This window comes from Brevundimonas sp. SS2672 (assembly GCF_059579685.1).
Genome location: NZ_CM184201.1, coordinates 2,646,106 through 2,658,664 on the forward strand (window position 1 = coordinate 2,646,106; position 12,559 = coordinate 2,658,664).

The 12,559-nt window shown below is 67.1% G+C and carries 11 protein-coding genes; 7 read left to right on the forward strand and 4 right to left on the reverse strand.

The window, feature by feature from the left end:
* Positions 1–9: 9 nt before the first annotated feature.
* From AC52GN_RS13375 to phnC, 4 genes are all read right to left on the reverse strand, one after another.
* The gene (locus AC52GN_RS13375) at positions 10–1,083 is read right to left on the reverse strand and encodes a substrate-binding domain-containing protein (protein WP_343829853.1); all 1,074 of its coding nucleotides are present in this window, start codon (positions 1,081–1,083) and stop codon (positions 10–12) included.
* 105 nt (positions 1,084–1,188) lie between these two features.
* Positions 1,189–1,932 (reverse strand): phosphonate ABC transporter, permease protein PhnE, encoded by a 744-nt coding sequence (gene phnE, locus AC52GN_RS13380; protein ID WP_291783384.1) that lies wholly within the window; start codon positions 1,930–1,932, stop codon positions 1,189–1,191.
* A gap of 71 nt (positions 1,933–2,003) precedes the next feature.
* Positions 2,004–3,008 carry a phosphate/phosphite/phosphonate ABC transporter substrate-binding protein gene (phnD, locus tag AC52GN_RS13385; protein WP_291783342.1) on the reverse strand — a complete coding sequence of 335 codons (1,005 nt, stop codon included), beginning with the start codon at positions 3,006–3,008 and terminating at the stop codon, positions 2,004–2,006.
* Positions 3,005–3,799: a phosphonate ABC transporter ATP-binding protein gene (gene phnC / locus AC52GN_RS13390; protein ID WP_291783344.1), complete on the reverse strand. Its 795-nt coding sequence runs from the start codon at positions 3,797–3,799 to the stop codon at positions 3,005–3,007. The genes phnD and phnC overlap by 4 nt, the downstream gene beginning before the upstream one ends.
* 274 nt (positions 3,800–4,073) lie before the next feature.
* Here phnC and AC52GN_RS13395 point away from each other — a divergent pair, with 274 nt between their 5' ends.
* The 7 genes from AC52GN_RS13395 to AC52GN_RS13425 all read left to right on the forward strand — a co-directional run bounded on the left by AC52GN_RS13395 (position 4,074) and on the right by AC52GN_RS13425 (position 12,486).
* On the forward strand, positions 4,074–5,336 hold the full coding sequence (locus tag AC52GN_RS13395; RefSeq protein WP_338576956.1) for a type III PLP-dependent enzyme: 1,263 nt from the start codon (positions 4,074–4,076) through the stop codon (positions 5,334–5,336).
* A 126-nt stretch (positions 5,337–5,462) separates the two neighbouring features.
* A complete protein-coding gene (locus AC52GN_RS13400; protein ID WP_291783350.1) occupies positions 5,463–6,515 on the forward strand; it encodes a 1,9-bis(guanidino)-5-aza-nonane synthase in 1,053 nt (350 codons plus the stop codon).
* 134 nt (positions 6,516–6,649) lie between these two features.
* Positions 6,650–6,970: a ribonuclease gene (locus AC52GN_RS13405; RefSeq protein ID WP_291783352.1), complete on the forward strand. Its 321-nt coding sequence runs from the start codon at positions 6,650–6,652 to the stop codon at positions 6,968–6,970.
* A gap of 70 nt (positions 6,971–7,040) precedes the next feature.
* Positions 7,041–7,538 carry a hypothetical protein gene (locus tag AC52GN_RS13410; RefSeq protein WP_338576960.1) on the forward strand — a complete coding sequence of 166 codons (498 nt, stop codon included), beginning with the start codon at positions 7,041–7,043 and terminating at the stop codon, positions 7,536–7,538.
* A complete protein-coding gene (locus tag AC52GN_RS13415; RefSeq protein WP_496527410.1) occupies positions 7,535–8,353 on the forward strand; it encodes a phosphatase PAP2 family protein in 819 nt (272 codons plus the stop codon). Before AC52GN_RS13410 ends, AC52GN_RS13415 begins: the two co-directional genes overlap by 4 nt.
* Positions 8,353–9,324 (forward strand): right-handed parallel beta-helix repeat-containing protein, encoded by a 972-nt coding sequence (locus AC52GN_RS13420; RefSeq protein WP_496527411.1) that lies wholly within the window; start codon positions 8,353–8,355, stop codon positions 9,322–9,324. The genes AC52GN_RS13415 and AC52GN_RS13420 overlap by 1 nt, the downstream gene beginning before the upstream one ends.
* A 216-nt stretch (positions 9,325–9,540) precedes the next feature.
* Positions 9,541–12,486: a TonB-dependent receptor domain-containing protein gene (locus AC52GN_RS13425; protein ID WP_496527412.1), complete on the forward strand. Its 2,946-nt coding sequence runs from the start codon at positions 9,541–9,543 to the stop codon at positions 12,484–12,486.
* Positions 12,487–12,559: the final 73 nt, after the last annotated feature.

A 12,559-nucleotide genomic window follows, 5' to 3' on the forward strand; every position in this document is an offset into this window, starting at 1 on the left:
TCAGCCGCCTCAGTTCGGACGGGCCATCGAGGTCATGGCCGAAGCCTTGGCGCGTTCCGCCGTCAGCTCCTCGGCGACGAGCGGCACCAGGCCGCGGTCCTGCAGATAGCCGCCGCGGCCGGCGGCGCCTTCGGACATGAACTCCTGGACGAACTGCTCCAGGCCCGGCGTCACGCCGATGTGGGCCTTCTTGACGTAGATGTAGAGGCTGCGGGCCAGGGGATAGGAGCCGTCGGCGATGGTGGCGACCGAGGGGGCCACGCCGTCGATGGTCTCGGCCTTCACCGTGTCCATGTTCTGCTCGAGGAAGGAGAAGCCGAACACGCCCAGCGAACCCGGCGTGCGGGTCAGGGTCTGGACGATGGCGTTGTCGTTCTCGCCCGAGTCGATCCAGGCGCCGTCTTCGCGCAGGGTGTGGGCCACGGTCTCGAAGCGGGTCTTGTCCTGCGCCTCGATGGCGGCGACCGCCGGGATCAGCTTGGCGCCCGGCGCCATGCCCAGTTCGAGGAAGGCGTCGCGCGTGCCCGAGGTCGGCGGCGGGCCGTAGACCTGGATGCGGGTCGCCGGCAGGGCCTTGTTGACGTCGTTCCAGGTCTTGGCCGCGTTGGCGCCCAACTGGCCGTCGGCGCCCGGCGTTTCCTTGGCCAGGGCCTCGTAGAGGTCGTTCAGCTCGAGATTAAAGCTCTGACCCGTGCGGGCGGTGGCGACGACGATGCCGTCATAGCCGATCTTGATCTCGACGATGTCGGTGACGCCGTTCTCGACGCAGCGGTCGAACTCGCTCTGCTTCATCGGGCGCGAGGCGTTGGCGATGTCCGGGGTCGAGGGGCCGATGCCGGCGCAGAAGGCCTGGATGCCGCCGCCGGTGCCCAGGGATTCGACGCGGGGGGCCGAACCGCCGCCGCCGTTGCGGGCGAAGGTCTCAGCCACGCGGGTGGCGAAGGGGAAGACGGTCGAAGAGCCGGCGGCCCAGATGCCCGTGCGGGCCTTCTGCGAACCGGGAGCGCCGCCCTCGTTGTTTCCGCAGGCCGCCAGGGCCAGCAGGGCGGCCGCGCAGGCCGTGAACTTCAGTGTACGGATCATGGCCGGACCTTCTCCAGTCGTCAGTGTGCGACGCTTAAAGCAGGAGAATGTGACGGTCCGGCCAGACCTTTGTGACAGTCAGGGCAAACCTGACTCGATGCGTCGTCAGAGCAGGCGTTTGCGCATGATCTGCGACAGGGTGTCGATCAGGGTCACGGCGATGACCACGATGATGACGATGGCGGACACGGCCTTGAAGTTGAAGGCGTTCATGCTGTCGAACAGCACCTGGCCGATGCCGCCCGCGCCGATCAGGCCCAGCACGGTGGCCGAGCGGCTGTTCGATTCGAAACGGTAGAGGGCGAAGGAGGTCCACAGCGGGGCCACCTGGGGAATCACGCCCCAGACGATCTCGTGCAGCTTGGAGGCGCCGGTGGCGCGCACGCCCTCGACCGGCCCCTTGTCGATCGACTCGACCGCTTCGGAGAACAGCTTGGCCAGAACGCCGGCCGTATTCAGGGTGATGGCCAGGACGCCGGCCAGCGGGCCCAGGCCCACGGCGGTGACGAACAGCAGACCGATCACCAGGTCCGGCACCGAGCGCAGCAGGTTCATGATCCAGCGCACCGGGGTCACGACCCATTGGGGCGCCATGTTGCGGGCCGCCGCCAGGCCCAGCGGAATGCCGAACAGCACGGCCAGGAAGGTGCCCCACAGGGCGATCTGGATCGTCTCCCACATCTTGGCGACGAACATCCTCCAGTCGGAGAAGTCCGGCCGCAGCAGGTCGTGGACGAACATCTTCATGCTGTCGTTGCCCGAGAACAGGCGCGAGATGTTGCCCAGATCGACGGCGTTGACGCTGTACAGCAGGACGGCGATCACGCCGCCCCAGACCAGGACGTCCATCGCCCAGGAGACGGCGGACTTCTGCGGCGCGGCCGGAACCGGCGACGCCGAGGTCGGAAGGGGGGCCTCGGTCAAGGTTGGACCTCGCGCAGGCTGCGCAGGCGCTGGATTTCCGCCTCGGCGGCGGCGACGCCGGCCTTGTCGCCCTTGGCTTCGGCTTCGCCGCGCTTCTGGTCGGCGATCATCTCGCGGATCGGGTTGAGATAGGAATCGTCAGCCGGGGCGAACCGGGAATACTCCAGCCCCGCCAGCACCTTGCGCTGACGCTCGGCTTCAGGCCCCTCGCCCTGGCCATAGGTCAGGAAGAAGCTGCGAATCTTCTCCTTCAGGGCCGGGTCCAGATCCTGACGCACGACGATGCCGCTCTCGGGCACGGGCGGCGAGGTCCAGATCTCCTCGATCTGGTCGGCCAGTTGGGCGTTCTCGCGGCGCATGAAGACCAGGTTGACGCTGTTGGAGGTGGCGACGTCGATCACGCCGGTGGCCACGCCGAAGGCGTTCGCCTGGTGGTTGGCCGAGCGCACGGTCTTGAAGCACTGGGCCGGGACGACGCCGCGCTCGTTGAACAGGAAGGTCATGGGCGCCAGGGTGCCCGAGGTCGACTGGGCGTCGCCGATGCCGAAGTTGTAGACCTTGCCGCAGGCCAGCACCTTGTCCAGCGTGATGCCCGAGCCCTTCTTGACGATCAGGGTCGACTGGTAGGAGTCCAGCCCCTCACGGTTGACGGTGCGGGCGATGACCTCGGCGTTGGCGCGGTCGATGGCCTCGACCTCGGGCTTGGCCGAGAACCAGCCGACCTGGGTGTGGTTGCCGCGCATGGCCTCGACCAGCACGGTGTAGTTCGAGCCGAAATAGGGCTTCACCGGCACGCCGATCGCCTTGGACATGTCGTCCAGCAGCGGCTGCCACAGCGGGCCGGCCGAGGCCTGGCCTTCCGCCGACAGGATGGAGAAGGTGATTTCGCTGGGGGCGGCGCCGGACTTGGCCTGTTCGCCCTGGCCGCAGCCGACGAGGCCCAGGGTGACGGCGATGGCAGCGGCGCCCAGCAGGCGGCGGGTGATGGCGGTGCGGGTCATGCCTTGGCTTCCCAGAACGCGTCCTCGTATTCGGGACCGTAGATTTCGATCAGGCGCTTGGTGTCCAGGCCCGTCGACGGACCATCATAGACCACCTTGCCCTTCTGCAGGGCGATGACGCGGTTGCAGTAGCGGATGGCGTAGTCGACCTGGTGCAGGGTGACGATCACGCCCATGCCGTCGCGCTTGTTCAGCTCGACCAGCAGCTCCATCACTTTTCGGGCCGACACGGGGTCGAGCGAGGCGACCGGCTCATCGGCCAGAATGGCCTTGGCGCCCTGGACGATGGCGCGGGCGATGGCGCCGCGCTGCTGCTGGCCGCCCGACAGGGTGTTGGCGCGCTGGGCGGCGTAGTCGGACACGCCGACGCGGTGCAGGGCCGCCATGGCCTTGGCCTTGTCCGCGCCCGGCCAGACGCCGAACAGGCCGCGCCACGACGGCAGTCGCCCCAGGGCGCCCAGCATGACGTTGGAGAACAGGCTCAGCCGCCCCACCAGGTTGAACTGCTGGAAGATCATGCCCAGGCGGCTGCGCGCGCGGCGCACGGCGCCCGTGACGCGGCCGTTCTGCTGAACGACATCGCCGAAGACGGTGATGGTTCCGCCGGGATCGATGGGGTGAAGACCCGTGATCGAGCGCAGCAGGGTGGACTTGCCCGAACCGGAGGGACCGATCAGGGCGACCATTTCACCGGCGCCGACCTCGACGGACACGCCGTCGAGCGCCTTTCTGGCCCCGTAGGTCTTCGAGACGTCGCGAACGGACGCGACGGCGGCTGTTGAAGAACTCATGAACCTATGGATGAGGTTGCGACAAAGGGGGCGCCGCATGACGCGAGATGGGCGCAAGGGCAAGTCTTAATGGCATGTCTGCGTCGATTTCGTCCAGTGCGGCGCAGATTCTGCGGAACGGCCCAGCGCCGTCCCCATGCAACCCCGCCATGAAATTTCCGCTTTACATGACAGCCCAATATCCCCATATCGCGCGTTCCGGCGGACCCCGTAGGTCCTAACTTGCGCCGCTAACGCCGGGTCTGGGTTAACAATCATCAGGGGGTTACGTGAGTTGCACACGTACCAGCTTCCCCTGGACCTGGTCCGTCAGCGGTCCCCGGAGCGTCCGGTCGCACTCGTGCGTCCCCGCTCCGTTGCCGTAGCGGCGCAGTGGTTCCAGGATAATCTGAAAGCCGACGTCTTCTATGCGGTGAAGGCGAACCCTTCGCGCTGGGTCATCGAGACCCTGGTCGAGAACGGCGTCAACGCCTTCGACGTCGCGTCCCTGGCCGAGATCGAACTTGTTCGGTCGGTCAGCCCAAACGCGCGTCTGGCCTTCATGCACCCGGTCAAGAGCCGCGGCGCGATCCGTGCGGCCTACGCCGACCACGGCGTGCGCACCTTCGTGCTCGACAGCCATGACGAACTGAACAAGATCCTCGAGGCCACCGGCCACGCCGAGGACCTGAACCTGATCGTGCGCATGGGCGTGTCGGCCGACGGCGCCGCCTATTCCCTGTCGGGCAAGTTCGGCGTCACCCCGGATCAGGCCCCCGCCCTGCTGCTGGCCGCGCGCCACGCGGTCAAGGACGGCCTGATGGGCGTGTCGTTCCACGTCGGTTCGCAGTGCATGCGCCCCTCGGCCTACGAGGCGGCGATGACCCAGGTCGGCCGCGCCATCAAGAAGGCGGGCGTCTTCGTCGACATCGTCGATGTCGGCGGCGGCTTCCCTTCGGTCTATCCGGGCATGGTCCCGCCGGACCTGAGCGAATACGCCGACGCCATCCATCGCGGCTTCAATGAGATGCCGGTGTCGGAAACGACCGAGCTGTGGTGCGAGCCCGGCCGGGCGCTGGTGGCGGAATCGTCGTCGGTGCTGTGCCGCGTGGACCTGCGCAAGGGCGACGCCCTGTATCTGAACGACGGGTCGTACGGCTCGCTGTTCGACGCCACCCACTCGCGCTGGCCCTTCCCGACCAAGCTGGTCCGGGACGGTGAATCCTCGTCGGAGCTGAAGCCCTTCCGCTTCTATGGCCCGACCTGCGACAGCATCGACCACATGCCGGGCCCGTTCTGGCTGCCGGCCGATGTCCAGGAAGGCGACTTCATCGAGATCGGCATGCTGGGCGCCTATGGCGTGGCCATGACCACGGGCTTCAACGGCTATGGCGAACACGAGATCGCCGTGGTCGAGGACGCCCCCATGGGTTCGATGTACGGCCTGGCGCCGCGCTCCATCCCGACCGTGCGCACCACGGCCGAGGAGAACGCCCGCAAGGTCGTCCGCCTGTCGCGCCCCAAGGGCAAGGCCGGCCAGCGCAAGCGCAAGCGCTGATCCATCGCATCACGCCTTGAACTGAAAAATGTCTCAAGGCTTTGATACAAGCAGCGGCCCGTCGCTCCGTCCGGGCCGCTGTTCCTTATTGACGACGGGCGCTCAAACCAAAGGGAAACCCGAGAGATGAACGCACCGGTTCGTTCCAACGCCAAGGCGGAGCTGTTGGCCACCACTGTCGAGCACATCGACATCACCAGCTTCGACGCGCGCCCGATCATCGATTCCATGCGCAAGATGTCCTTCAGCTCGCGCGACACCGCCCGCGCGGCCGACATCTTCAACATGGCCCTGGAAGACGAGGCCTGCTCGCCGTGGCTGATCCTGGCCGGTTCGACCTCGGCCGGCGGCTGCATGGACGTCTACCGCGACATGGTGAAGTTCGGCATGGTCGACGCCGTGGTCGCCACCGGCGCCTCCATCGTCGACATGGATTTCTTCGAGGCCCTTGGCTACAAGCACTATCAGGCCGCCGGCGAGGTGGACGACAACATCCTGCGCTCGCACTACATCGACCGCATCTACGACACCTACATCGACGAAGAAGAACTGCAGGCCTGCGACCACGCGATCTATGAGATCGCCAGCCGCCTAGAGCCGCGCGGCTATTCCTCGCGCGAGTTCATCTGGGAGATGGGCAAGTGGCTGTCGGAAGGCAACGCCAAGAAGCCCGGCTCGCTGATCCAGACCGCCTATGAAGAAGGCGCGCCGATCTTCTGCCCGGCCTTCGTCGACTCCTCGGCCGGTTTCGGCCTGGTCAAGCACCAGAAGGAGCGCATGGCCGAGGGCAAGCCCTACATGATGATCGACGCGGTCGCGGACTTCCGCGAACTGACCGACATCAAGATCGCGGCGGGCGTCACCGGCCTGTTCATGGTCGGCGGCGGCGTGCCGAAGAACTTCGCCCAGGACACCGTCGTCTGCGCCGAGATCCTCGGCGTCGACGCCGACATGCACCGCTACGCCGTGCAGATCACGGTCGCCGACGTGCGCGACGGCGCCTGCTCGTCCTCGACGCTGCAGGAAGCCGCCTCGTGGGGCAAGGTCCAGACCACCTACGAACAGATGGTCTACGCCGAAGCCACGACCGTCGTGCCGCTGATCGGTTCGGACGCCTATCACCGCGGCGCCTGGAAGAAGCGCCAGCCGCGCCGCTGGAACAAGCTGTTCGTCAAGTAAGACGATCGGTACGTAAGATGGAGGGGGCCGGCGGAGAGATCCGCCGGCCCTTTTCCTTTGGCGCGCGCGGCCTGCGCGATCGGGAACCTCCGGACGGCCGGTCCGCTTGTCTTGCACGAGCAAGGAGACCATCCATGACCGATCCCGCCGCCGAGAACGAAGACGCCCGTGAGGCCGCCGCCATGGGCGAGAAACCCGACCTGGGCCATGTCGAAGACGCCTTGAAGAAGGCCCTCCAAGGCACCGATTCCGGCTCGGACACCCGCGCCGGCTCGCTGCGGGGCGGATCGGCGTCCGGCTCGGAGATCGACCCGGATCAGGACGCCATCAACGCCGACATCGCGCGTCAGGGGCGTGAGATGTCCGACCCGCCCGCCCGCCCGGCCGGCGGACCGGAGCAGGCGCGCAAGTCCACGGGCCAGCCCGGCGATGATGTGGACGCCCCTACCGGTTGAACCGCCTTGCTGCCGCCGCACGGATAGGCCACGGTGCAGATAGTCGCATAGGATTAAGGACGTAGGCTGAATGAAGCGTAGCGTGGCAACCGTCGTCTTGGCGCTCAGCGTCGGCCTGGCGGCGTGCGATGACCGCAGTCAGGCCGCGCCCGAAGGCGAATCGCCGTCGATCGCCGCCGCCGAGCCGGCCGAAACCGCCGCGCCTGCGGCAGCTCCGACGCCGTCGACGCCTGAGGCGCCGGGCGCCGCCATCGACGGCGCGCCGACCTTCGCCGCCCTCTATCCCGGCGCCCAGACCGACGGGGCGCCCCTCATGGCGTCGGGCCCCGAAGGTCCGGGCGGCATCATCACCTTCACCACCGACGCCACGCCCGATGCGGTGATCGACTTCTATCGTCAGCGCGCCGAGAAGGCGGGCCTGTCTCCGATCATGGCCATGAACCAGGGCGAGGCCCGCGCCTACGGCGCCTCCGCCCGCGCCGAGAAGGGCGCCAGCCTTCAGGTCGTGGCCGCGCCGGGCGAAGGCGGCCTGACCTCGGTGCAACTGAGCTGGAACAGCGGCGCGTGATCCGCCGCCCGGCGTTGGCGACGACTGCGGCGGCGGCGCTTCTGCTGAGCGCCTGCGCCGGCACCCCGGCGGCTCTGCGTCCCGAAGCGGCGCGGGTCGCCGCCGCGCCGCCGGGCTACCTCGACGCCGCAGAGGTGGAGGCGCTGGCCGCCGCCGCGCCCCCGCCGCCCGCGCCCGGCTCCGCCGTCGATCAGTCCGACAAGGATCGTTCGACGCGCATGGCGACGCTGGAGAACACCGACCGCTGGCTGCTGGCCACGGCCCATGCCGAACTGCGTCCGCCCCTGGCGCTGCAGCATTTCAACTGCGTCCTGGGCGTGCGGCTGGAGCCGCAGCAGACGCCTGAGCTGACCCGTCTCATGCAGCGGCTGTTTCACGACGCCGATGCGGCGGCGGAAACGGTCAAGGCGCGCGCCTTCCGCGCCCGACCGGTGGGCGACGATCCGTCCCGTCAGGCCTGCCAGCGCCTGACCGAGGCCGGTCGACGCAGCGCCTCCTATCCGTCCGGCAGCTCGACGGTCGCCGTCGCCTACGGCGAGGCCTTCGCCGCCCTGGCCCCCGACCGCGCGGCCGAGATTCGCCGCATGGCCCATGAGATCGGCCAGAGCCGGCTGGTGTGCGGCATGCACTATCCCAGCGACGTCGCCGCCGGCGAGGATCTGGGGCGCCTCGTCTACGCCGGCGCCGCTGACCAGCCGGAATTCGCAACCGACCTGGCCGCCGCCCGCGCCGAACTGACGGCTCTGCGGGCGCAAGGCCCCGGGGCTCCCGGCTGCGCGTCCGAGGCCCTGGCGCTGGCCACGCCCCTGCCCTGATGGCGATGCTGCTGGCGGGAATGATCCTGGCCGGCGGCCTCCAGGCCTGGTCCCTGCCTGCCGCCCGTCCCTGCTCCGCCTCGGAACTGGGCGAGCTGACGGCCGAGACCAGGGCGCCCTATCGTCTGACCTGTCGCGCGGTTCTGACACCAGGGCAGGCGGTCGTGCGCCCCGTGTTGATCGAAGGCGCCGAAGCCTCGGGCGCAGGGCTGGACTGCGCGGGGGGCGCCGTCGGCCGCCCCGGCGCCGCCGTCACCACCCGCTCGCCGACCATCGCCGTCTGGTCGCGCCGCCTCGCCGCCGACCGTTGGAGCCGCCCGACCGACGTGCGCCTGTCGCACTGCCTGATCCACGGTTCGGTGCGAATCTGGGGCATGGGGGCGGACGGGAGCTATGACGACCTGCGCGCCTCGTCCCGCACGGCCGAACATACGTCCGTCGCCCAGGCCGCCGCGCCCAGCCACATCATCCTCGAACAGGTGACCGTTCGCGGCACGGGCTCCATCCCCCTCTATGTCGGCCCCGGCGTCACGGGAGTGAGCCTGACCCGCTCGACCCTGGAGGGGCGCAGCGTCGCCACCGCCCTCTATCTGGACGCTGAAAGCGCCGACAATCGGATTGAGGACAACCTTTTTCGCACGCGCACCGGGCGGGAGATGATCGCCGTCGACGGCTCGGCGCGGAACCGGATCACGGGCAACCGCTTCGAACTGGGCGGGCGCCCCGGCGTCCTTCTCTATCGCAACTGCGGCGAGCGCGGCGTCATCCGCCACCAGACGCCTTCCCACAATGTCATCACCGACAATGTCTTCACGGGCGCCGCCCGCCTGCGCCCGCGCCTGGTGGTCGAGAACGCCCGACAGGGCCGCCGTCCCTACTGCGGGGCCGACAGGGGCTACCCTTGGGGCAGCAGCGCCGATGATCGGGACGGCGCATCAGAGAACATCGTTAGTCTGAATTTCGGAAAATGAGCGTAATTTTTGCCAATATTTCCGAATATGCTTCGAACAATGGTAATTTTTTCCGATCTGTGCCATTATTGACGCAATTCTGACTTGTCTGAGGCAAGCCTCGCCGTAATGTCTCCGTCGCAGGCCACACGGTCCTGCATGTGCCGCGAGCCGTCGGTTCAGCCCTCGTCGTAAGGGGGCGGGCGACGGCTTGTTTTGTTCAGGAGAGGGTCTCTTTTGAAAAAGAGAATTATCCGCGAGTCCTTGCTCGCCTCGACCATCATCGGGGGCGCCGCCCTCAGCTTCATGGCCGCCACGCCGGCTTTCGCCCAATCGGTCGAAGAAGAAGTTTCCGAAGTCAGCTCTATCGTCGTCACCGGCTCGCGCATCCGCCAGCCGGGCTATGAGGCGTCCAGCCCCATCACCTCGATGAGCTCTGAAACCATCGCCATGTCGCAGCCGGTGGCTGTTGAAGAACTGGTCAAGGACCTGCCGGCCGCCGTGCCGGCCGTCGGTTCGGCCACCAACAACGGCTCGGGCGGCGGCGCGACCATCAACCTGCGCGGCCTGGGCACCAACCGGACCCTGGTGCTGATCAACGGCCGCCGCGTGGTGCCGTTCAACCTCGAAGGCGTGGTCGACACCAACACCATCCCGCTGGCCCTGGTCGAGCGCGTCGACACCGTCACCGGCGGCGCCTCCGCCGTGTACGGCGCTGACGCCGTCGCCGGCGTGGTCAACTTCATCCTGAAGAACAATTTCGAAGGCGTTGAAGTCAACTCCTCCTACGGCTTCTCGGGTGAAGACGACGCTGTCCGTCGCAAGTTCGACGTCACCCTGGGCGGCAACTTTGCCGATGACCGCGGCAACGCCGTCGTCAGCTTCGGCTACACCAAGACCGACCCGCTGTACCAGGTGCGTCGTCCCTGGGGCGAGGTCGCGCTCTCTTCGACGACCGGCAATCCGCTGGGCTCGGGCACCTCGGTTCCCGGCCGTTTCGACCTGACCCCCGTCAACGGCGGCGTCGCTCTGCCGTCAGGCGCGGAACTGGACCCCACCACGGGCGCCCTGATCGGTTCGGATCACCCGAACTACAACTCGGCCGGCTACAACTACAACCCGTACAACCTGTACCAAACGCCGCTGAGCCGCTACCAGATCAACGGCCTGGGCAGCTTCAGGATCAACTCGGCGGCGGAAGTCTACAGCCACCTGACCTATGTTCAGAGCGACGTCTCGCTGGACAACGCGTCGAGCGGCACCTTCGGCAACACCTACAAGGTGCCGATCGGCAACCCGTTCATCCCGGACGCCATGCGCCAGCAATTCTGCGGCGCCCTGTTGATCGATCCGGCCAAGTGCGTCTCCGGCGCGGCCGGCGACACCATGATGGACCTGACCATCAACCGCCGATTCACCGAGATGGGCACCCGTCCGGTCGATATCGAGAACAAGACGGTCCAGCTGCTGGCCGGTGTTCGCGGCGACATCAACGCGGACTGGAACTACGACGCCTACATCTCGCACGGTGAAACCCAGCAACTGCTGACGCGCCGCAACTGGGGCTCGCTGTCCAAGCTGCGTAACGCGCTGAACACCGTCTCCGCGACCGAGTGCATGGTGCCCGGCGCCACGACAGCTGTCGCCGGCTGCGTGCCGATCAACGTCTTCGGTCCCGAAGGCACGATCACCCAGGAAATGATCGACTACATCAACCTGTCGTCGATGAGCAAAACCACGATCAAGCAAGACGTGGCCTCAGGCTCGATCTCAGGCGTCCTGCCGGAAAACCTGAGCAGCCCGTGGAGCGATCGCCAGATCGCCGTCGCCTTCGGCGCCGAATGGCGTCGTTCCAGCGCCGGCACGCGTGGTGACGCGGCTTCGCAGGCCAATGGCGAGATCCTGGGCACCGGAGCGCCGGTTCCGGATCGCAACGGCCAGTTCGAAATGCGTGAAGCTTTCGCTGAGTTCGCGGTGCCGCTGATCGAGAACCTGCCCTTCATCCACAGCATGAACCTGGAAGCGGGCTACCGTCAGACCGAGTTCAAGGCCGCCGGACACAAGTCGCAATACGGCAGCTACAAGCTGGGCGGCGACTGGTCCCCGACCGAAGACATCCGCGTTCGCGCCATGTACCAGCGCGCCACCCGTGCGCCCAACATCGGCGAACTGTTCAACCCGCAGGTCACCGGCCTGGGCAACCGCGCCATTGATCCGTGCCAGTTGGACCTGATCAACGCCGCCGACGCCCACACCGCTGGCACGCTCAGCAACCTGTGCCGTCTGACCGGCGTGCCGGAAGGCGCGATCGGCTATGTGGCCAAGCCCAACTCGGGTCAGATCAACCAGCAGACCGGCGGCAACCCGAACCTGGGTCCGGAAGAAGCCGACACCTGGACCGTGGGCGCCGTCTGGCAACCGGCCTTCGTGCCGAGCCTGCGCCTGAGCCTCGACTACTATGACATCAAGATCGACAAGACGATCAACAGCCCCAGCCTGGATGATGTCATGAATGGCTGCTACGATAAGGCCCTGAACCCGACCCTGGCGTTCAACGAAACCTGCCAGGCCATTCAGCGCAGCGCCGCCAACGGTTCATTGAACGGCGTCGACGCCAAGGGCGTGATCCGCCCGTTGACCAACGCCGGCAACGAACGCGTCTCGGGCTTCGACCTGGCCGCCAACTACCGTGTTGAACTGGCCGACTTCGGCTGGGACATCGGTCGTGTCGACCTAAGCGTCAACGGCAACATCGTCACCAAGCATGAAACCCAGTCCAACCCGGCGTCCACGCTGCGCGATTGCGTCGGCTACTACTCGGTGTCGTGCGGCGAACCCAAGGTCAAGCAACGCTGGAACAGCCGCGCGACCTGGACGATGGGCGACTACTCGGCCTCTCTGATGTGGCGCCACCTGTCGGGCGTCGAAGTCGAGCCGAGCAACACCAAGTGGTTCCCGGACTACGCCCAGATCGACAGCTATGACTACTTCGACCTGAGCGGCCGCTGGGACATCACCCAGACGGTCCGTCTAACGGCGACGATCAACAACCTGTTCGACAAGGCCCCGCCAGTCGTCGGTTCGCAGATCGGCACCACGTCGGCGAACAACGGGAACACCTTCCCGCAGACCTACGACGCGATCGGCCGCTACTTCACCTTCGGCGCCACGCTGAAGTTCTGATAGCGTTCAACGCGTGAAATGAGAGAGGCGGAAGACCCCGGTCTTCCGCCTCTTTTCTTTTGGATCTGGTTTC

What these genes read in the sequence shown, in the direction of transcription:
- AC52GN_RS13375 (WP_343829853.1), bottom strand. Translation starts at nt 1,083, where the DNA reads ATGATCCGTACACTGAAGTTCACGGCCTGCGCGGCCGCCCTGCTGGCC.
- phnE (WP_291783384.1), bottom strand. Translation starts at nt 1,932, where the DNA reads ATGGACGTCCTGGTCTGGGGCGGCGTGATCGCCGTCCTGCTGTACAGC.
- phnD (WP_291783342.1), bottom strand. Translation starts at nt 3,008, where the DNA reads ATGACCCGCACCGCCATCACCCGCCGCCTGCTGGGCGCCGCTGCCATC.
- phnC (WP_291783344.1), bottom strand. Translation starts at nt 3,799, where the DNA reads ATGAGTTCTTCAACAGCCGCCGTCGCGTCCGTTCGCGACGTCTCGAAG.
- AC52GN_RS13400 (WP_291783350.1), top strand. Translation starts at nt 5,463, where the DNA reads ATGAACGCACCGGTTCGTTCCAACGCCAAGGCGGAGCTGTTGGCCACC.
- AC52GN_RS13405 (WP_291783352.1), top strand. Translation starts at nt 6,650, where the DNA reads ATGACCGATCCCGCCGCCGAGAACGAAGACGCCCGTGAGGCCGCCGCC.
- AC52GN_RS13410 (WP_338576960.1), top strand. Translation starts at nt 7,041, where the DNA reads ATGAAGCGTAGCGTGGCAACCGTCGTCTTGGCGCTCAGCGTCGGCCTG.
- AC52GN_RS13420 (WP_496527411.1), top strand. Translation starts at nt 8,353, where the DNA reads ATGGCGATGCTGCTGGCGGGAATGATCCTGGCCGGCGGCCTCCAGGCC.